The organism is Microbacterium sp. zg-Y625, from assembly GCF_030246925.1.
In the GTDB taxonomy this organism is placed as follows: Bacteria; Actinomycetota; Actinomycetes; order Actinomycetales; family Microbacteriaceae; genus Microbacterium; species Microbacterium jiangjiandongii.
Map to the genome: position 1 here is coordinate 1,293,305 of NZ_CP126740.1, position 18,641 is coordinate 1,311,945.

Annotated in this window: 18 protein-coding genes; 13 read left to right on the top strand and 5 right to left on the bottom strand. The window is 70.9% G+C overall.

The window, feature by feature from the left end; genetic code table 11:
• The first annotated feature begins 93 nt into the window (after positions 1–93).
• Together QNO14_RS05875 and QNO14_RS05880 are read left to right on the top strand one after the other, a co-directional pair.
• Positions 94–1,395: a M20/M25/M40 family metallo-hydrolase gene (locus QNO14_RS05875; protein ID WP_257505935.1), complete on the top strand. Its 1,302-nt coding sequence runs from the start codon at positions 94–96 to the stop codon at positions 1,393–1,395.
• 23 nt (positions 1,396–1,418) lie between these two features.
• On the top strand, positions 1,419–2,243 hold the full coding sequence (locus QNO14_RS05880) for an undecaprenyl-diphosphate phosphatase (protein ID WP_257493650.1): 825 nt from the start codon (positions 1,419–1,421) through the stop codon (positions 2,241–2,243).
• Between the two features lie 35 nt (positions 2,244–2,278).
• Here QNO14_RS05880 and QNO14_RS05885 read toward each other — a convergent pair whose 3' ends face one another.
• Entirely contained in the window at positions 2,279–3,151 is an 873-nt protein-coding gene (locus QNO14_RS05885) for a PAC2 family protein (RefSeq protein ID WP_257505936.1), read from the bottom strand.
• 83 nt (positions 3,152–3,234) lie between these two features.
• Here QNO14_RS05885 and QNO14_RS05890 point away from each other — a divergent pair, with 83 nt between their 5' ends.
• From QNO14_RS05890 to lnt, 9 genes are read left to right on the top strand one after another with little or no spacing between them, the layout of a single operon-like run.
• Positions 3,235–3,927: an HAD family hydrolase gene (locus QNO14_RS05890; protein WP_350338824.1), complete on the top strand. Its 693-nt coding sequence runs from the start codon at positions 3,235–3,237 to the stop codon at positions 3,925–3,927.
• The gene (locus QNO14_RS05895) at positions 3,924–4,943 is read left to right on the top strand and encodes a tRNA (adenine-N1)-methyltransferase (RefSeq protein WP_257505937.1); all 1,020 of its coding nucleotides are present in this window, start codon (positions 3,924–3,926) and stop codon (positions 4,941–4,943) included. Before QNO14_RS05890 ends, QNO14_RS05895 begins: the two co-directional genes overlap by 4 nt.
• 9 nt (positions 4,944–4,952) lie before the next feature.
• Positions 4,953–5,885, top strand: a complete 933-nt coding sequence (locus tag QNO14_RS05900) for an FKBP-type peptidyl-prolyl cis-trans isomerase (protein ID WP_257493646.1) — start codon at positions 4,953–4,955, stop codon at positions 5,883–5,885.
• A 6-nt stretch (positions 5,886–5,891) separates the two neighbouring features.
• Complete coding sequence (locus QNO14_RS05905; RefSeq protein WP_257493645.1) at positions 5,892–6,896, top strand: helix-turn-helix transcriptional regulator; 1,005 nt, start codon at positions 5,892–5,894, stop codon at positions 6,894–6,896.
• On the top strand, positions 6,893–7,852 hold the full coding sequence (locus tag QNO14_RS05910; RefSeq protein ID WP_257505938.1) for a helix-turn-helix transcriptional regulator: 960 nt from the start codon (positions 6,893–6,895) through the stop codon (positions 7,850–7,852). The genes QNO14_RS05905 and QNO14_RS05910 overlap by 4 nt, the downstream gene beginning before the upstream one ends.
• A gap of 47 nt (positions 7,853–7,899) precedes the next feature.
• Positions 7,900–8,142, top strand: a complete 243-nt coding sequence (gene tatA, locus QNO14_RS05915; protein WP_257493643.1) for a twin-arginine translocase TatA/TatE family subunit — start codon at positions 7,900–7,902, stop codon at positions 8,140–8,142.
• Between the two features lie 59 nt (positions 8,143–8,201).
• On the top strand, positions 8,202–8,963 hold the full coding sequence (gene tatC / locus QNO14_RS05920; protein WP_257493642.1) for a twin-arginine translocase subunit TatC: 762 nt from the start codon (positions 8,202–8,204) through the stop codon (positions 8,961–8,963).
• On the top strand, positions 8,960–11,446 hold the full coding sequence (locus tag QNO14_RS05925) for a DEAD/DEAH box helicase (RefSeq protein ID WP_257505940.1): 2,487 nt from the start codon (positions 8,960–8,962) through the stop codon (positions 11,444–11,446). The genes tatC and QNO14_RS05925 overlap by 4 nt, the downstream gene beginning before the upstream one ends.
• Positions 11,443–13,044, top strand: coding sequence for an apolipoprotein N-acyltransferase (lnt, locus tag QNO14_RS05930; RefSeq protein WP_257505941.1), 1,602 nt, complete (start codon positions 11,443–11,445; stop codon positions 13,042–13,044). Before QNO14_RS05925 ends, lnt begins: the two co-directional genes overlap by 4 nt.
• 2 nt (positions 13,045–13,046) lie before the next feature.
• Here the strand turns inward: lnt and QNO14_RS05935 are convergent, their stop codons facing one another.
• The 4 genes from QNO14_RS05935 to QNO14_RS05950 all read right to left on the bottom strand — a co-directional run bounded on the left by QNO14_RS05935 (position 13,047) and on the right by QNO14_RS05950 (position 15,733).
• A complete protein-coding gene (locus QNO14_RS05935) occupies positions 13,047–13,427 on the bottom strand; it encodes an RNA polymerase-binding protein RbpA (RefSeq protein ID WP_257493639.1) in 381 nt (126 codons plus the stop codon).
• A gap of 116 nt (positions 13,428–13,543) precedes the next feature.
• Positions 13,544–14,320, bottom strand: coding sequence for a glycerophosphodiester phosphodiesterase family protein (locus QNO14_RS05940; protein WP_257493638.1), 777 nt, complete (start codon positions 14,318–14,320; stop codon positions 13,544–13,546).
• Entirely contained in the window at positions 14,317–15,255 is a 939-nt protein-coding gene (locus QNO14_RS05945; RefSeq protein WP_257493637.1) for an SPFH domain-containing protein, read from the bottom strand. Before QNO14_RS05945 ends, QNO14_RS05940 begins: the two co-directional genes overlap by 4 nt.
• Entirely contained in the window at positions 15,248–15,733 is a 486-nt protein-coding gene (locus tag QNO14_RS05950) for an NfeD family protein (protein ID WP_257493636.1), read from the bottom strand. Before QNO14_RS05950 ends, QNO14_RS05945 begins: the two co-directional genes overlap by 8 nt.
• Positions 15,734–15,851: 118 nt before the next feature.
• Between QNO14_RS05950 and QNO14_RS05955 the strand changes: the two genes are divergently transcribed.
• Both QNO14_RS05955 and QNO14_RS05960 read left to right on the top strand, forming a co-directional pair.
• Positions 15,852–16,616, top strand: coding sequence for an SDR family oxidoreductase (locus QNO14_RS05955; RefSeq protein WP_257493635.1), 765 nt, complete (start codon positions 15,852–15,854; stop codon positions 16,614–16,616).
• Between the two features lie 4 nt (positions 16,617–16,620).
• A complete protein-coding gene (locus QNO14_RS05960; protein WP_257505942.1) occupies positions 16,621–18,612 on the top strand; it encodes an alpha/beta hydrolase family protein in 1,992 nt (663 codons plus the stop codon).
• The last annotated feature ends 29 nt before the right edge of the window (positions 18,613–18,641 follow it).

An 18,641-nucleotide genomic window follows, 5' to 3' on the forward strand; every position in this document is an offset into this window, starting at 1 on the left:
TCGCAACCGAGGGTCGAGCCTAGCATGATCGCGAGACGACTTCGAACCGGCGCCACGCGGGGCGCCCTCGCCGACACCGGTAGCGTAGAGCGCATGCCCGAGACCGACACCGACCTGCCCGAGGTCGTGCGCGTCGCCCGCGATCTCATCCGGTTCGACACGTCGAACTTCGGTGGCGGCAACGCCCGCGGCGAGCGCGAGGCCGCCGAATACACCGGCGCCTACCTCGAGGCGCTCGGCCTCGCGCCCGAGTACTACGAGCCCATCCCGCGCCGCACGAACCTGGTCGCCCGTGTCCCGGGGCGCGACCGCGACAAGCCCGCCCTCGTGCTGCACGGCCACCTCGACGTCGTCCCCGCCGTGGCGGCGGACTGGAGCGTGGACCCCTTCGCCGGCGAGATCCGCGACGGCATGCTGTGGGGTCGCGGGGCGGTGGACATGAAGGACATGGATGCCATGATCCTCACGTCCGTCGCCGACCTGCTGCGCGCCGGCGAGCAGCCGGCCCGCGATGTGATCGTGACCTTCTTCGCCGACGAGGAGAACGGCGGTGTCGAAGGCTCCGCCCTCGTGGTCCGGGACAAACCGGAGTGGTTCGCCGGCGCCACCGAGGCGATCAGCGAGGTGGGTGGCTACTCCATCGCCTCCGGTGACCGGCGCGCGTACCTCCTGCAGACGGGGGAGAAGAGCCTCGTCTGGATCCGCCTGCGCGCCCGGGGCCTTGCCGGCCACGGCAGCCGGTTCCACCCCGACAACGCCGTCACGCGCCTCGCTGAGGCCGTCGCCGCGCTCGGACGCACCGAGTGGCCGCTGGCGATGACCGACACGTCCCGGCAGCTCGTCGAGGGCCTCGCTGCCCTCGTGACCGGCGACCCCCGGCATCCGGATGCCGTCGCCGAGCAGTTCGGCCCCGCCGCCGCGTTCCTGCGCTCCACCTTCCGCACCACGACGAACCCCACCGGCCTCACCGCCGGCTACAAGCACAACGTCATCCCCGACACGGCCGAGGCGCTCATCGACGTGCGCACGGTGCCCGGGGGAGAGGATGCCGCCCTCGCCGACATCGCCGCCATCGTCGGGCCCGACGTCGAGATCGAGATCGTCCACCGCGACATCGGTCTCGAGGTTCCCTTCGCGGGAGACCTGGTGCGCGAAATGGTGGCGGCCCTCGGACGGCACGACCCCGGCGTCCCGGTGATCCCCTACCTCATGGGTGGCGGCACGGACAACAAGGCGCTCGCGCACCTCGGCATCGCCGGCTACGGCTTCGCCCCGCTGCGCCTGCCGGCGGATCTCGATTTCACGGGTATGTTCCACGGGGTCGACGAACGCGTCCCCCTGGACGCCCTCGTCTTCGGACAGGCGGTTCTCACCGACCTGCTCCGCACCTACTGACACGCAGTCACCGAAAGGCGCGCATGAGTTTCTTCGAGGCCATCATCCTGGGTCTGGTCCAGGGTCTGACCGAGTTCCTGCCGGTGTCCTCCAGCGCGCACCTGCGCATTCTGGGGGAGTTCCTCCCCGGCGCCGAGGACCCCGGCGCCGCCTTCACCGCCATCACCCAGATCGGCACCGAAGCGGCGGTGGTGGTCTTCTTCTGGCGCGACATCGTGCGGATCATCACGCAGTGGTTCCGGTCGCTGTCGGGCAAAGCGCCCCGCAACGACCCCGACGCCCGCATGGGGTGGCTCATCATCATCGGCAGCATCCCGATCGTGGTGCTGGGGCTGCTGTTCGAGGACCAGATCGAGACGGTCTTCCGCTCGCTCTGGCTGGTGGCCATCATGCTCATCGGCTTCGGCATCCTGCTCGGCATCGCCGACGCGGTGGGCGCGAAGCGCCGCGAGCTCAACGACCTCACCGTGCCCCACGGCGTGGCCTTCGGGTTCGCGCAGGCCCTCGCTCTCGTCCCCGGCGTCTCACGGTCGGGCGGAACGATCACCATGGGGCTCTTCCTCGGCTACAAGCGGGCGGATGCCGCGCGCTACGCGTTCCTCCTGGCGATCCCCGCCGTCTTCGGCAGCGGTTTCTACCAGCTCTTCAAGAGCTGGGACGAGCAGGGACCGTTCACGCTGCCCGAGACCCTCGTGGCCACGATCGTGGCGTTCGTGGTGGCGCTGGCGGTCATCGCCTTCTTCATGAAGTGGATCTCGAAGCGCAGCTTCCTGCCGTTCGTGATCTACCGGGTGGCGCTGGGCGCCGTGCTGCTGGTGCTGCTGTCGATGGGCGTCATCCAGCCCTGACCCGGGTCCGCCGTCGTCGCGGCGGCGGACGCCCGTCAGCGCCGCGGCGGGTCGTCGCGGCCGGGCTTGGTGGGGCCCAGGCCGTCGCCGCGGCGACGCAGGTACTTCTCGAACTCCTGCGCGATGGCGTCACCGGACGCCTCGGGGGAGTCCCACGTGTCGCGGGTGCGCTCGAGCTGGCGGATGTACTCCGTCATCTCCTCGTCGTCCGCCGCGGCGGCGTCGATCGACGCCTCCCACGCGGCCGCCTCGGTGGCGAGCGTCCCGCGCGGCACCCGCGCGCCGGTGAGATCCTCGAGCTTGTCGAGCAGAGCCAGCGTCGCCTTGGGCGACGGGGTGTGCCCGGCGACGTAGTGGGGCACGCTCGCCCAGAGCGACGCCGAGGGGATGCCGGCGGCGTCGGCAGCCTGGTCGAGGACGCTCAGGATGCCGACCGGCCCCTCGTACGTCGAGCGCTCCAGGCCCAGCCGGGTGCGCAGCTCCTCATTGTGGCTGCCGGCGGCGACGGAGATGGGGCGGGTGTGCGGCACGTCCGACATCATCGACCCGAGGGAGACCATGCCCGTGATGTCCTCACGCAGCGCGACGTCGACCAGCTCCGCGGCGAACCCCTGCCAGGCCCGCGCCGGCTCCACGCCGGACAGCAGCCACAGCTGCGTGCCGCGGGCGCGACGGGTGGGGCGCCAGAGCGTGGTCTGCGGCCAGGTGAGCACGCGCTGGCCGTCGGCGTCGAACGCGATCTGCGGCCGGGTGTACTGGTAATCGAAGTACAGCTCGGGGTCGACGGAGAAGACGGGCTCGTACGAGCCCTCCTCGCGCAGCAGCGCGACAGCGGCCGATGCGGCCTCGCCGGCATCGTTCCAACCGTCGAACGCGGCCACGAGCACGCGGCGTCCCAGACCCTCCACGTGTCTCCTTTCGTCTCCCCAAGGATAGGCCGGGTGTCGCCCGTGCGGGCGGGCCGCGCGATGCGCGTCGGTACCATGGGGAGGTGAAAGCCCCCTCTTCCAACGCCGCGCTGCGCGCTGTCCTGTGGGACATGGACGGCACCCTCGTCGACACCGAGCCCTACTGGATGGCGGCCGAGACCCCGCTCATCGAGAGTCACGGCGGCACCTGGTCGCACGAGCAGGCGCTGGGGCTGGTGGGCCTGGGGCTCCACGATTCCGCCCGCATCCTGCAGGAGGCGGGGGTGCGCATGCACGAGGATGCCATCGTCGACCACCTCACCGATGAGGTGATGCGGCAGCTGCGGGAACTCGGGAACCCCTTCCGTCCGGGCGCCCAGGAGCTGCTGGCGAGCCTGCGGGACGCCGGGGTCAAGACGGGGCTGGTGACGATGTCCATGCGGCGCATGGCCGACACCGTCGTCTCGCAGATCCCGTTCGAGGCCTTCGACGTGATCATCGCCGGTGACGACGCGATCCGCCCCAAGCCCTTTCCCGACCCCTACCTGCAGGCCTGCGAGATCCTCGGGGTGACGCCTGCCGAGGTCGTCGCCATCGAGGATTCCCCCAACGGTCTGCGCTCGGCCATCGCCTCGGGTGCGGCGACGATCGGCGTGCCTCTGATGGTTTCGCTGACGGGCGTCGGCGCGCACGCGCTGTGGCCGACCCTCGAGGGCCGCACCGCCGCGGACGTCGCCGAGTTCCATGCCCACCACCGCGCGAAGGAGTCCCGATGACCGCGGACCTCACCCGGCCCAGCGGGCCGTTCCGTTACGGCGACCGCGTGCAGCTGACCGGACCCAAGGGCCGCCTGCACACCATCACGCTGCGGGAGCGCGGCGAGCTGCACACCCATCACGGGGTGCTGCGCCACGAGGCGCTCGTGGGTCTTCCCGACGGGTCGGTCGTGACCAACAGCGGCGGGCACGAGTACCTGGCGCTGCGCCCCCTGCTGCGGGATTTCGTCATGTCGATGCCGCGCGGAGCGGCCATCGTCTACCCGAAGGATGCCGCGCAGATCCTGGCCCAGGCCGACATCTTCCCCGGCGCGACGGTGGTGGAAGCCGGCGTCGGCTCCGGCGCCCTGTCGCTGTGGCTGTTGCGCGCCATCGGTCCCGCCGGGCGCCTGGTGTCGTTCGAGCGCCGCGAGGAGTTCGCCGAGGTGGCCCGTGCGAACGTCGAGACGTTCCTGGGCGGCACGCCGGAGACCTGGGACGTGGTCGTGGGCGACCTCGTCGAATCCCTGCCGGATGCCGTAGGACCGGCATCCGTCGACCGCGTCGTGCTCGACATGCTTGCGCCGTGGGAGTGCATCGACGCAGTGGCTGAGGCCCTCACGCCCGGTGGCGTGGTGCTCTGCTATGTCGCCACCGCGACGCAGCTGAGCCGTGTGGCCGAGTACATCCGCGGCACCGGGCTGTACACCGACCCCGAGGCCAGCGAGACCATGGTGCGCGGTTGGCACGTGGAAGGGCTGGCCGTGCGGCCCGACCACCGCATGGTGGCCCACACCGGGTTCCTCCTCACCGCCCGTCGCCTCGCGCCCGGCGCGGTGCCTCCCGACGTGCGCAAGCGCGCGCTGAAGAAGCCGAGCTACGCCGACGAGGACGTGGAGCTGTGGACTCCCGGCGCCGTGGGCGACCGACAGATCACCGACAAGAACCTGCGCAAGCGCGTGCGCGAAGCCCAGCGGGCAGCGGATGGCGCGCGGATCGCAGCGGGGGCGGCGGAGCCCGACTCCGCCACCGATTAGGCTGTACCGGTGCGCAGGATTCCCGCCATCACCGCCGTCATCGGCCTGTCCGCCCTCGCTCTGGTCGGATGCTCGTCCGCCGAGCCCGCCGCGTCGTGCACGCGCGATGGGGGTGACGCACAGGTGCTCGACCTGATCACGATGTCGGGCGACACCATCGGGGTGTCGGCCCCCGTCCACGTGGACGAGACCGTGTACCGCGACATCACCGTGGGCGACGGCCCTGTCGTCGCCTCCGACGCACAGGAAGTCGCGTTCGACGTGACGATCGTCAACGGCAGCACGGGTGACCTGCTGCTGCAGTCGGGTACCCAGGTCGTGCCGGTGTCGCAGTGGGCAGAGGCCTACGAGGGCATCGCCAAGATGCTGGACTGCGCCACCGAGGGATCCCTCATCGTCGGGGCGGTCGCGCCGAACGACATGCTGCCCGAAGCGGCGGCGAGCCTGGGTCTGACCGAGGATGACACCGCGGTCTTCGTCCTCGATCTGCAGAAGGTCTACCCCGACCGGGCAGACGGCGACGACCAGTACAACGCGCGCCGGGGCATGCCCACGGTCGTGCTGGCGCCCGACGGCACCCCCGGCATCATCGTGCCCGACGCGGAGGCACCCGACGAACTCGTCGTCGAGGTGCTGAAGGAGGGCGACGGCGAGGTCGTCACCGGCGACCTTCCCGTCCGCGTGAAGTACACCGGCGTCACCTGGGACGACGGAGAGGTCTTCGACTCCACGTGGGAGGCCGGGGCCTCGGCCGTGCTGTCGCTGGATCAGGTGGTGCCCGGTTTCGCCGAGGCGCTGCAGGGTCAGACGGTCGGTTCGCAGATCCTCGCCGTCATCCCCTCCGACCTGGCGTACGGCGACGCGGGACAGGGGCCGGTTCCCCCCGGTGCGACGCTCGTGTTCGTGATCGACATCCTCGGTCTCGACGAGGCGGCGGAGTAGCCCGAGGTGGCCGCAGCGACGAGCCGCAGCGCACCGGAGGAACGTCTGGTGAACCTGCTCGTCGCGCTCATGGCGACCGACCAGGGGCTGACCAAGGACACCATCCTCTCCTCGGTGGCGGGCTATCGGGAGCAGGCGCAGTCGGGAGCGTCGAAGGACGCCCTCGAGAAGATGTTCGAGCGCGACAAGGAGAGCCTGCGCGGCCTCGGAGTGCCGATCGAGACCATCGGCGACTATGCCGATCCCGACGACCTGCGCGAGGCCCGGTACCGCGTGCCGAATGACGAGTACGCCCTGCCGGAGGACATCTCGTTCACGCCTGCGGAGCTCGCCGTGCTCGCGGTCGCCGGCGGCGTCTGGAGCGAGAGCTCGTTGTCGGCCGAGGCGCGCAGTGGGCTGCGCAAGATCCGCGCGCTCGGCAACGAGGTCGACGAGCCCATCATCGGCTTCTCACCCCGCCTGAGTGTGCGGACGCCCGCGTTCGCGCCGCTGCAGAAGGCGATGGAGCAGGCCCGCGTGGTGTCGTTCCCCTACCTCAAGCCGGGGGAGGAGCGGCCCCGCTCACGTCGCATCCGCCCGCTCGCGCTCGTCGACTACGAGGCGCGCTGGCACGTCTTCGGCTTCGACCTCGACCAGCAGGCCGAGCGCACGTTCCTGCTGTCGCGCATCGTCGGCGACGTCGCGATCACCCGTGAGACCTTCGATCCGTCGTTGCGCGACGGTGCGGGGGAGCGGGCAGTGCGCGGACTCGACGACGTCGCCGCCCGTCAGCGGGCGCTGCTGGAGGTGCATCCCGGCACCGAGGCGTCGCTGCGGCTGCGCCGCCGCGCAGAGCCTGCCGGCCAGGGCATGCTGGTGCCCTACGTCGACGTGCACGTGCTGGCCGACGAGCTGGCCTCATACGGTCCCGAGGTGCGGGTGGTGGAGCCGGCGACGCTGCGCGACGAGGTGATCCGGCGGCTGCAGGCGACCCTGGCCCTGCACTCCGACGGCGCGGAGGACGCGACATGAGCGCGCGGCCGCTGCACGCCACGGAACGGGCTGCGCTGCTGCTGCAGCTCGTGCCGTATCTGCTCGGCAAGGGCGAGGTGTCGGTGGCGGAGGCTGCCGACGAGTTCGAGGTCACGCCCGACCAGATGCGCGAGATGGTGCAGAAGCTGACCGTCATCGGCCGGCCCGGTGAGGGCGGCTTCTGGCAGCTGCCCAACGACCTGTTCGACATCGACTGGGATCTGCTGGACGAGCGCGATCTCATCGTCATCACCAACTCGGTCGGTCTGGAGCGTGCTCCTCGGCTGACCGCGCGGGAAGCCGCGGCGCTGCTGGCAGGACTGCAGCTGGCAGCGACCCTTCCCGGGGTGGGGGACAGCGGCACGGTGCAGAACCTCATCGTCAAGCTCGCCCGGGGTGCCGCCAGCGCACCCGCCGAGGTGATCGTCGCCCCCGGGCCCGTCGATGACGTGCGGGTGACGGTCGCCGAGGCGCTGCGCCGGGGTGTCGCGGTGTCCTTCACCTACCAGGCGCCGGATGCCGCGCCCACCACGCGCACGGTGGACCCGGCCAAGGTGCACATCGCGGACGGCCAGTGGTACCTGCAGGGGTGGTGCCACATGCGACAGGGCATGCGCACGTTCCACCTGGAGCGCGTCAGCGAGGTAGCGCTCACCGAGATCCCGGTCAGTCACAGCGGCGAGCCCGTGCCGCAGCTGTTCGAACCGGGTGCCGGCGACGTCCTCGCGCGGGTGCGGTACCCGCGACAGATCGCGCCGCTGCTGGGCGAGTACCTCAGCGGTGCGCAGATCGCCGCGGCCGGTGAGCTGGCGACGGCCACCATGCGGGTCGCCGATGAGCAGAGCCTCAAGCGCGTCGCCACGCGTCTCGGCGGTGACGTTGAGGTGCTCGCGCCCGTGGGTGCACGCAGAGCGGCGGCTGCGTGGGCTGCCGCGGGTCTGGCCCAATATCGATGAGCGCCGTTTAGACTGAGGCGGTCGACCGCTTCGACGAAAGGACTCTCATGGGTATTCACGGCTGGCAGTGGCTGCTGATTCTGGCAATCATCCTGCTGCTGTTCGGCGCAGCGAAGCTTCCTGCGCTCGCGAAGAGCATGGGGCAGTCCGCACGCGTGTTCAAGACCGAGATGAAGGCGATGAAGGAGGACGACCAAGCACCGGTCTCTTCCGGGGCCACCGCGCCCACGGTCGACCCCGCCTCGACGCTGGACGCCGACAAGCGCACTGATCCGCCCTCTTCGCGCTGAGCGTGGTCATGACCCGGCCGTCGAGGGTCGAACGGGACGACTCTCGGCGTGAGAAGCGGATGTCGCTGGCCGATCATCTGATCGAGCTGAAGCGTCGCCTGATGATCGGTGCTGCCGCGGTGGTGGTGGCGATGATCGCCGCGTTCTTCATCACCGAGCCGGTGATGCACCTCATCACGGAGCCGATCCGCATGCTCGCAGCGGAGCGGGGGGAGCAGGCCGCGGTCGAGCTGATGTACACGAGCGTCACCGGGGCGTTCGACCTGCGCATGCGCATGGCCTTCGCCATCGGCTTCCTGCTGTCGGCCCCGATCTGGATCTGGCAGATATGGGCCTACATCATGCCGGCCATGACCAAGCGTGAGAAGCGCTACACCGTCGGGTTCATCGCCGCGGCCGTGCCGTTGTTCTTCGCCGGCTGTGCGACGGGCCTTCTCGTCATGCCGAACATCGTCAAGCTCATGGCCGAGTTCCTCACCACGGGGGCCTCGGCGATGTACGACGCCAACTACTACTACGACTTCGTGTTCAAGCTGATGCTGTTCGTCGGGGTGGCCTACATCGTGCCGGTCTTCCTCATCGCCCTGAACTTCGCCGGGGTGCTCACCGGCAAGGCGATCCTGTCGTCGTGGCGGGTCGCGGTGCTCATCAGCGTGATCTTCGCCTGCATCGCGACCCCTCCTGCGGACGTCGCCACGACGTTCCTGATCACCGGCATCCTCCTGGTGCTCTACTTCGCCGCAGCGGGCCTGGCGATGCTGCTGGACCACCGCCGCGCGAAGCGCGCCGCTGCGCTCTCGCCGTCGGGACTCACGCTGTGACCTCTCCCAGCCCGGCGGAGCGGTTCGCCGCTGCGTCGGAGGCGCGGCGGCATCCCCTCACCGCGGAGTTCGCCGAGCAGCAGCGCTTCACCCTGGATCCCTTCCAGATCGCCGGATGCCAGTCCCTCGAGGATGGCCGGAGCGTCCTGGTGGCCGCGCCCACCGGTGCGGGCAAGACGATCGTCGGCGAGTTCGCCGTGCACCTGGCAATGCGGGAGCCCGGGGACAAGGCGTTCTACACCACGCCGATGAAGGCGCTGTCGAACCAGAAGTTCCGAGAGCTGCAGGAGGTGTACGGCGAGGACGAGGTCGGCCTTCTCACCGGTGACACCAACATCAACGGCAACGCCCGGGTCGTCGTCATGACGACCGAGGTGCTGCGCAACATGCTCTACGCCGACTCGCCGGCGCTGCGCGGCCTGCGATTCGTGGTCATGGACGAGGTGCACTACCTCGCTGACCGGTTCCGCGGCGCGGTGTGGGAAGAGGTCATCATCCACCTGCCGCCCAGCGTGCGGCTGGTGTCGCTGTCGGCGACGGTCTCGAACGCCGAGGAGTTCGGCGACTGGCTCGACACGGTGCGCGGCGACACCGACGTGATCGTGTCCGAGACGCGGCCGGTGCCGCTCGAGCAGCACGTGCTCGTGCGCGGCGACCTGCTGCCGCTGTTCGACGACCGCGCCGGCATCGCCACCGCACAGGTCAACCAGGAGCTCATGCGCATCCGGTCCGTGAAGGGCCAGACGTTCGAGGAGAACCGCCGCGCGCACGGACACAACAGTGCGCGACAGTCCGGCTACGAACCCGGCCACCGGCGGCCGCAGCGGGGTGGCAGACGACCGGTCAGGCCCGGCAACGTGCAGCGCGTGGAGCGGCTCGACCGCCCTGCCGTCGTACAGCTGCTGCAGCGGGCGAACCTGCTGCCGGCGATCTTCTTCATCTTCAGCCGCGCCGGCTGCGACGGGGCCGTGCAGCAGGTGCGCCGCTCGGGCCTGCGCCTGACCGACACGGACGAGCGTGCCGAGATCCGTCGCCTCGTCGACGAGCGCACGGCGGCGCTGAACGCCGACGATCTGGATGCACTGGGCTTCTGGGAGTGGCGCGAGAACCTCGAGCGCGGCATCGCGGCGCACCACGCGGGTCTGCTGCCGGCCTTCAAGGAGGTCGTCGAGGAACTCTTCCGCCGCAAGCTCGTCAAGGCCGTCTTCGCCACCGAGACGCTCGCCCTCGGCATCAACATGCCGGCCCGCACGGTGGTGCTCGAGAAGCTCGAGAAGTTCAACGGCGAGGCCCGGGTGGCGATCACCTCGGGGGAGTACACCCAGCTCACCGGCCGCGCCGGGCGCCGCGGCATCGACGTCGAGGGCCACGCCGTCATCCAGTGGACCGAGGGCCTCGATCCGCAGGCCGTCGCCGCCCTGGCCTCGCGCCGCACGTATCCGCTCAACTCCAGCTTCCGCCCGACCTACAACATGGCGGTGAACCTCATCGACCGGTTCGGCCGCGCCGAGGCCCGCGAGATCCTCGAGTCGTCCTTCGCGCAGTTCCAGGCGGACCGCTCGGTGGTCGGTCTCGCGCGTCAGGTGCGCGAGGCAGAGGAGTCCCTCGCCGGCTACCAGCAGGCGCAGACGTGCGAGCGGGGGGACTTCACGGAGTACGCCGCCATCCGGCGCGAGCTGAGCGATCTCGAGAAGCTCAACCGCGCCGACCGCACCGCCCCCGCACGCGTGCGCCGCCAGCGCCAGCAGGAGATGGAGACGCTCCGTCGCCGGATGCAGCGCCACCCCTGCCACAACTGTCCCGACCGCGAACACCACGCGCGCTGGGGCGAGCGTTACTGGAAGCTCAAGCGCCGCACCGACAAGCTGCGCAACCAGATCCAGACCCGCACCGGCACCGTCGCGCGGGTGTTCGACCGCGTGGTGGACGTCTTGACCGAGCTGGACTACGTCGCCGTCGACGACGAGGGCCGGACGACCCTGACGGCGGCGGGCCGCACGATGCGTCGCATCTACGGCGAACGCGATCTGCTCGTCGCCGAGGCGCTGCGCCGTGGCATCTGGAACAACCTGGATGCCGCCTCGCTCGCGGCCCTCGCATGCTGCCTCGTCTACGAGCCGCGCCGTGATTCCGAAGGCCCGGGGGAGTACGGGCTGCCCCGCGGGACGTTCCGCACCGCCCTCACCGAGACGCAGCTGCTGTGGGCGCAGCTGGACGACCTCGAGCGCGAGCACCACCTGCCAGGCACCGAGCCGGTCGCGACGGGCCTTGCCCAGGCGATGCACACGTGGGCCCGCGGGGGGATGCTCGACCGCGTGCTGACCGAGGCCGACCTCGCGGCCGGCGACTTCGTGCGCTGGGCCAAGCAGACCATCGACCTTCTCGACCAGTTGTCGCTCGTCGCTGATGCGCCGGTCGCGACGACGGCGCGGAAGGCGCTCGAGGCCGTGCGACGCGGCATCGTCGCCTACAGCGCGGTATGAGCGGGGCGCCGGAGGGGCAGAGCACGGCCACGCGGCCGCTGCTGCCGCTGTGGCTCGCCCTCGTGGTCGCGCTCGTCGGGGGCCCGGTGCTCGACCTCGCCTTCCCCGACGTGGGATGGTGGCCGCTCGCGTTCGTCGGTGTCGTGCTCGCCCTCGTGTCGCTCATCGGCCGGTCGGCCTGGGGGGCGCTGGCCGTCGGCCTCGTCTTCGGCGTCTCGTTCTATTTCACGCACATCGTCTGGATCACGCGCTACCTGGGGCTGCTGCCCTGGTTCGGACTCGGAGGCCTGGAGGCGCTCCTCTGGGGGCTGGGGTCGATCCCCATCGCCCTGGCGTACCGATGGATGCCGCGCGTGCGGGGCGGCAGGTGGGCGCGTCTAGTGGCACTCCCGGCGCTCGTGGCGGGCCTCTGGACCGCGCGTGAGCTGGTCATGGGCTCCTGGCCCTACACCGGCTTCCCCTGGGGCCGGCTGGGCATGAGCCAGTCGGAGAGCCCGCTCGCCCACGTCGCCTCGTGGACGGGCGTCGCGGGACTCACCTTCCTGATGGTGTTCGCCACTGCGGCCGCCGTCGAATGGGTGCGACTCGGCGCCTGGCGCTCCTGGCCCACGGCGGTGCCGACGGCGGCGGCGGTGGCGGTGCTGCTGCTGACACCAGCCTTCCCGACGACCCCCGCGGGCACGCTGCGCGTGGGCGCCGTGCAGGGCAACGGCCCGGCAGGGTACTTCGACGAGCGGGAGCCGTACGACGTCTTCCAGTCCCAGCTCGATGCCACCGAGCCGCTCCTGGGCGAGGACCTGGACGTGCTGCTGTGGCCCGAAGGGGGGATCGACGCCGACCCCCTGCGGAACGAATCGGTGGCGCGGGTGCTCGACCGGCTCGCGGAGTCGTTCGACGCGCCGCTCATCGTCAACGGCGCCACCCAGCGCGACGACGCGGTTTTCAACACCTCGATGCTGTGGGAGGCGGGGACCGAGAACCCCGTCGCGCTCCACGACAAGCGCGTGCCCGTGCCTTTCGGGGAGTACGTCCCCGACCGGTGGTTCTTCGAAGCGATCGTCCCTGACCTCATCGGGCTCATCCAGCGCGAGTACACCCCGGGCACGAACCCGCCCGTGTTCGACGTCGACGGCGTGCGCGTGGGCCTCGCGATCTGCTTCGACGTCATCTACGACGACGTGGTCTGGGAGGGCGCGCGCGACGGCGCGGAGGTCTACATGATGCAGACGAACAACGCCGACTTCCGCGACACCGACGAGAACCTGCAGCAGCTGGCGTTCGCGCGGATGCGTGCGATCGAGACGGGCCGCGCCGTGGTGAACCTGTCCACTGTGGGCACCAGCCAGGTGATCGCTCCGGACGGCACCGTGATCGACGGGCTGCCAGCGGGCGAGGCCGGGGCGATGCTCACCGACGTGCCGCTGCGCACCGGCCTGACTCCGGCCGTCGTCATCGGCGCAGCGGTGAAACTCGTGCTCGGATGGGGGAGTGTCGTGGCCTTCGCCGTGCTGGCCGGCGCCCGGCTCGTCGCGCGTCGTGGTGGCGCACAAACGACGACGCCGGCCCCCGAGGGGACCGGCGTCGTCGAATCGGTGTGAGCTCAGGCGCTCTTCTTCGCCGTCACGCTCTGGCCTGCGCCGCGCCGCTCGCGGATGAACGCGAGCCGCTCCTCGAGCAGTTCTTCGAGCTCGGGGATCGTGCGCCGTTCCAGCAGCATGTCCCAGTGGGTACGCGGCACCTTGTCGCCGCTGTGGTCGACCTCTACGGTCTTCTCGCCGACACGCAGGACGGCCTCGGCGCCGCAGGTGCGGCACTCCCAGGTCTCGGGCGCTTCGGCGTCGACCGCGAAGGGAAGGGTTGTCTCACGGCCACACGTGTTGCACACATACGTGTGCGTGGTCCGTTCATGAAAAACGACGCCGTCCTCGCTCTGTAGGCTGGACGCGCCGAGTCGGATGCCGCGCAAGCTGCGGTCTGCCATTGTGTGGTCCTCTCGTCGCCTGTTCAGGTATAGCGCCGGGACCTGTGCGCATACCCCAAACCGGCACAACCGATAGGGCTTTCACAGCCGAATCCCAGGCCGGCTGACGCGCGGTCTCAGCGGCCTTTGGCGACCGCTCGCAGCGCCAGGTCGGTGCGGTCCGTGACGAGGCCGTCGACGCCGAGTTCGACGAGCCGCGCCATGTGCAGCGGGTCGTTGACGGTCCACACGTGAACCTCCACGCCGCAGCGGTGGGCGGCGTCGATGAGCCGCGGGGTCAGCACGCGCACCGGCCCCCGGCGCTCGGGGATCTGCAGCGCGTCGACGCCCGCGAGTGCGCGGCGCACCATCCACGGTGTGTGGGCGCGGACGGCCGTGAGTACCCGCGCGATCGTTGCAGTGCCGGCTGATGTGGCGGGCCGGATGCCGCCGCCGAAGTGGCCGGCGGCATCGAGCGCCGCGCGCCGCCTCGCGTCGGAGAAGCTCGCCAGCAGCACGCGCTCGGCGTGGGGCGCCACGGCGCGCCCGACGGGGACGGCGGCAGCCTCGGTCTTGACGTCGAGGTTGAACCGCACGTCGGGGAACCCCTCGAGGGCTTGGCGCAGCGTGATGAGACCGCCGATACCGGACATCAGCCGCTCCAGCTCGGCGAGGGTCACCTGCGCGACGGGCCGCGGGTCGCCGACCACGCGGCTGAGGTCGGCGTCGTGCAGCAGCACGACGTGGCCGTCGGCGGTGACGTGGCAGTCGGACTCGATGTAGCCCGCGCCGGCGGCGTGGGCGGCCGCGATCGCGGCGAAGCTGTTCTCCACGATGCCGTCGGCGTCCGGGGGGACGAACCCGCGATGAGCCAGGATGCGGGGCGTGCGCCCCGCGAACCACGGGTGCGTCACAGCGACGTGGGGCGCGGGCCGCGGGCCGCGGCATCCGTCGTCTTCGACCCGAATGCCCCGCTGACGCCCTTCAGCGCCTCGGTGAACTCGCTGGGGATGATCCAGAGCTTGCTCGACGCGCTGTCGGCGATCTTCGGCAGGGTCTGCAGATACTGATAGGCCAGCAGCTTCTGGTCGGGGTTCCCCCTGTGGATGGCTTCGAAGACCGTCTCGATGGCTTCCGCCTCACCCTGCGCGCGCAGCACAGCCGCCTGCTTGTCACCCTCGGCGCGCAGGATCTCGCCCTGCCGGCGCCCCTCCGCCTCGAGGATCTGCGCCTGCTTCGAGCCTTCAGCGGTCAGGATCGTGGCGCGGCGCTCGCGCTCGGCGCGCATCTGCTTCTCCATCGAGTCCTGGATCGACACCGGCGGGTCGATGGCCTTCAGCTCCACGCGGGACACCCGCAGCCCCCACTTGCCCGTGGCCTCGTCCAGCACGATCCGCAGCTGCCCGTTGATGTTGTCCCGGCTTGTCAGGGCCTGCTCGAGGTTCAGTCCGCCGACGACGTTGCGCAGCGTGGTGGTCGTCAGCTGCTCGACCGCGCTGAGGTAGTTGGCGATCTCGTAGGTGGCGGCGCGGGCGTCGGTGACCTGGAAGTAGACGACCGTGTCGATCGAGACGACGAGGTTGTCCTCGGTGATCACCGGCTGCGGCGGGAAGGACACCACCTGCTCGCGCATGTCCACGAGCGGGCGGACGCGATCGACGAAGGGAATCAGCAGGTTGAGGCCGGGGCTCAGCGTGCGTTGATAGCGCCCCAGGCGCTCCACGACGCCGGTGTAGGCCTGGGGGATGATGCGGATGGAGCGGAAGATCACCACGACCACGAAGATCGTGAGCACCACCAGGAGGACGATCACGAAGATCTGTCCGATGAACGCGCCGACGTCAACCATCGTCCGAGGTCCTTTCACGTGCGGGGGAGGGGGCGACCTCGACGGCGGAGCCGAGGACGCGGACCACGCGCATGCGGTCGCCGACCTGCGCCGGAGAAGCATCGGGTTCGAGACACGCGGTCCAGGTTTCGCCGTTGTCGAGCCGCACCGAGCCGCGGTCCTCGACGAACGGGGCCACGACGCGGGCGCCCATCCCGTACAGCGCATCGACGTTGGTGCGCGCAGGCTCGTCGCCGCGGCGCAGCGTGCGAAGGAGCAGGGGGCGGATCGTGAACAGCAGCAGCGCCGACAGCGCCGCAGCGACGACGATCTGCAGCCACCACGGCCCGCCGAAGAGGTAGACCCCCAGGCCACCCAGCGCCGAGCCGGCCGCGAGCATGAGGAAGGTGAACTCCAGGGTCAGCAGCTCGATGGTGACGAAGAGCAGGGCCAGCACGAGCCAGGCGATCCAGATGTACTGCGTCAGATCGGGCAGCATCGCGGTCCCTTCGTCGGTCCTTGAGGGAACCCTAACACCGGGTCACGACGCCGGTGCTTGCTAGGCTCGGATGGCCCGGCGACGCCCGTTCCGGGCCCCCGAGACAGGAGCGCCGCCCATGTCCCAGATCCTGCCTGCCGGCTCCCTCAGCGGAAAGACGGCGCTCGTCACCGGCTCATCCCGGGGTATCGGCGCGGACACCGTGCGCTACCTCGCCGAGGCCGGCGCGAACGTCGTCATCAACTTCCGCAACAAGGCGCCGCGCGCCGAGAAGCTGGCCTCGCAGCTGCGCGAGCTCGGCGTCGAGGTGCTCGTGGTCGGGGCCGACCTCACCGATCCCGACGCCGTGCAGGCGATGTTCGCCGAGGTGCAGCGCGCCTTCGGCGGCCTCGACATCCTCGTGCTCAATGCCTCCGGCGGCATGGAGTCCGGCATGGCGGAGGACTACGCCCTGACTCTCAACCGCGACGCCCAGGTGGGTGTGCTGCAGGCGGCGCTGCCGCTGCTGCACCACGGCTCGCGGGTCGTGTTCGTGACGAGCCACCAGGCCCACTTCATCCGAACGACGCCGACGATGGCCGAGTATGAGGTCGTCGCGCTGTCCAAGCGCGCCGGCGAGGATGCCCTGCGCGAGCGGATCGGCGAGCTCGACGAGCGCGGCATCGGCTTCGTCGTCGTGTCGGGAGACATGATCGAGGGCACCATCACCGCGACCCTGCTCGAGCGGGCCAACCCGGGCGCCATCGCCTCGCGACGCGAGTCCGCGGGCAAGCTCTACAATGTGTCGGAGTTCGCCGCCGAGGTCGCCCGAGCCGCCGTCGACCCGGTGCCCGAGGACCACACACGTCTCGTCGGCGACACCGGTTCTTTCGCGGGGGAGTGAGCTGATGCGGGCCCAGGACATCGATGCCCTCGTCTCGGTGGGCAGGCCCGCCCTCTCACCCGACGGTGCGTTCGCGATCTTCGCCACGTCCCGCCCCGACCTGTCCGCCAATCGCGACGTCGGCCAGCTCTGGCGCATCGACCTGCCGCATGGCGCCCCGCGCCGGCTGACGCGCGGCGTCGCCGACGCCTCGCCTCGGCTTCGCCCGGACGGCGGCGCCGTGGCCTTCCTCCGCGAGGATGCCAAGGGGCGCCGGCAGATCTTCGTCGTCGCCGCAGCGGGAGGGGAGCCGGTGCAGACGACCGACGCCCCGCTCGGGGTGGGGGCATTCGCCTGGTCGCCCGACGGCGCAACGCTCGCCTTCACGGCCCGCGTGCCGGAGCGGGGCCGCTACGGCTCGGTCGAGGGCCTGGATGCCGCAGCCGAGGCGCCGCGGCGCATCACCGGCATCCGGTGGCACGCCAACGGACTCGGCTACATCGGCGATCGCCCGTCACACCTGTTCGTCGTGCCCGCTCCCGACCTCGATGCGGAGCCCCTCTACGAGCCCGCCGCCCGGGTGCGCGCCGAAGGGAGCGACGGGCCGCACGCCCGCGCGGTCCCGGCGGACGCCACGCAGCTGACGCACGGCTCCGCCTCGTACGGCGCACCGGTGTTCACCGCGGACGGCGGGCACGTGCTCGCCATCGTGGAGACGATCGAGCACGAGGCGCGCGACCTGCGCAGCCGCATCGTCGCCGTGGCGGTCGACGGCGCGGGGGAGCGGACCGTCCTCGGCCCCGAGGCGGGTCTCGCCGTCTCGGAAGTGGCGGTGGCGCCCGACGGGGCGCTGTTCCTCCTCGCCTATGACGTCGGCGAGGATGGCCGCGATTTCGTCGCACCCGGCACGGGCCTCTGGCATCTGGATGCCGCAGGCGCCCACCCGTTGACCGACCCCGAGACCGTCGATCTCGGCGAGGTCGGCAGCCACATCGGATTCGACGGCGACGACCTGCTCGTGCAGGACCGCACGCGTGGCCGGGTGCACCTGCTGCGGGTGACCCGCAAGGGCAGGAGCTCGGTGGTGCTCGGCGGCGACGTGGAGGTGCTCGGCCACGCGGCGGCGGGCGGCCGCATCGTCGTCGCCATCGGCACGCCCACGTCGTTCGGCGAGCTGGCCGAGGTCGTCGACGGTCGCCCGCGCCTGCTCACCACGTTCGGCGAGGCCCTCGGCGCCGCGGGCCTCGTGCAGCCGGCCGAGGTCACGATCCCCGCCCGCGACGGCCACCCGGTGCACGGCTGGGTCGCTGTGCCGGACGGCGAGGGTCCCTTCCCCGTGATCCTGCAGATCCACGGCGGACCGTTCGCGGCCTACGGCATCCGGGCCTTCGACGAGACCCAGGTGCTCGTCGACGCCGGTTACGCCGTGGTGTACGGCAACCCCCGGGGATCGGCCGGCTACGGCCGTGCGCACGGGCGCAGCATCCGCCAGGCGATGGGGACGCTCGACTTCACCGACGTCATCGACCTGCTCGAGGGCGTCGTCGCCGCCGACGAGCGCCTCGACGCGGACCGGGTCGGCATCATGGGCGGGTCGTACGGGGGCTACCTCACCGCCTGGACGATCGCCCACGATCACCGGTTCGCCGCCGCCATCGTCGAGCGCGGATTCCTCGACCCCGTCGCCTTCGCGGGCACGAGTGACATCGGCTCGTTCTTCGGTGACGAGTACGTCGGCACCGACCCCGAGGCGATGGCGGCGCAGAGCCCCATGGCGATGGTCTCGCAGGTGCGGAAGCCGACCCTCGTCATGCACTCGGAGCTCGACTTCCGCTGCCCGCTCGAGCAGGCCACGCGCTACTACACCGCGCTGAAGCGTCAGGGGACTCCGGCCGAGATGCTCATCTTCCCCGGTGAGGATCACGAGCTCACCCGCGGCGGCCGGCCGCGCCACCGTGTCGAGCGCTTCGCCGCGGTGCTGGACTGGTGGAACCGCTACCTGCCCATCGTCCCCTGACGGGGGTGCGTCCGCATCCCTTCGCGGCT

Excerpts from the sequence above, each read along its gene's own strand:
- QNO14_RS05875 (WP_257505935.1), top strand. The coding sequence starts at position 94 with ATGCCCGAGACCGACACCGACCTGCCCGAGGTCGTGCGCGTCGCCCGC.
- QNO14_RS05880 (WP_257493650.1), top strand. The coding sequence starts at position 1,419 with ATGAGTTTCTTCGAGGCCATCATCCTGGGTCTGGTCCAGGGTCTGACC.
- QNO14_RS05895 (WP_257505937.1), top strand. The coding sequence starts at position 3,924 with ATGACCGCGGACCTCACCCGGCCCAGCGGGCCGTTCCGTTACGGCGAC.
- QNO14_RS05910 (WP_257505938.1), top strand. The coding sequence starts at position 6,893 with ATGAGCGCGCGGCCGCTGCACGCCACGGAACGGGCTGCGCTGCTGCTG.
- tatA (WP_257493643.1), top strand. The coding sequence starts at position 7,900 with ATGGGTATTCACGGCTGGCAGTGGCTGCTGATTCTGGCAATCATCCTG.
- tatC (WP_257493642.1), top strand. The coding sequence starts at position 8,202 with ATGTCGCTGGCCGATCATCTGATCGAGCTGAAGCGTCGCCTGATGATC.
- lnt (WP_257505941.1), top strand. The coding sequence starts at position 11,443 with ATGAGCGGGGCGCCGGAGGGGCAGAGCACGGCCACGCGGCCGCTGCTG.
- QNO14_RS05935 (WP_257493639.1), bottom strand. The coding sequence starts at position 13,427 with ATGGCAGACCGCAGCTTGCGCGGCATCCGACTCGGCGCGTCCAGCCTA.
- QNO14_RS05945 (WP_257493637.1), bottom strand. The coding sequence starts at position 15,255 with ATGGTTGACGTCGGCGCGTTCATCGGACAGATCTTCGTGATCGTCCTC.
- QNO14_RS05950 (WP_257493636.1), bottom strand. The coding sequence starts at position 15,733 with ATGCTGCCCGATCTGACGCAGTACATCTGGATCGCCTGGCTCGTGCTG.
- QNO14_RS05955 (WP_257493635.1), top strand. The coding sequence starts at position 15,852 with ATGTCCCAGATCCTGCCTGCCGGCTCCCTCAGCGGAAAGACGGCGCTC.
- QNO14_RS05960 (WP_257505942.1), top strand. The coding sequence starts at position 16,621 with ATGCGGGCCCAGGACATCGATGCCCTCGTCTCGGTGGGCAGGCCCGCC.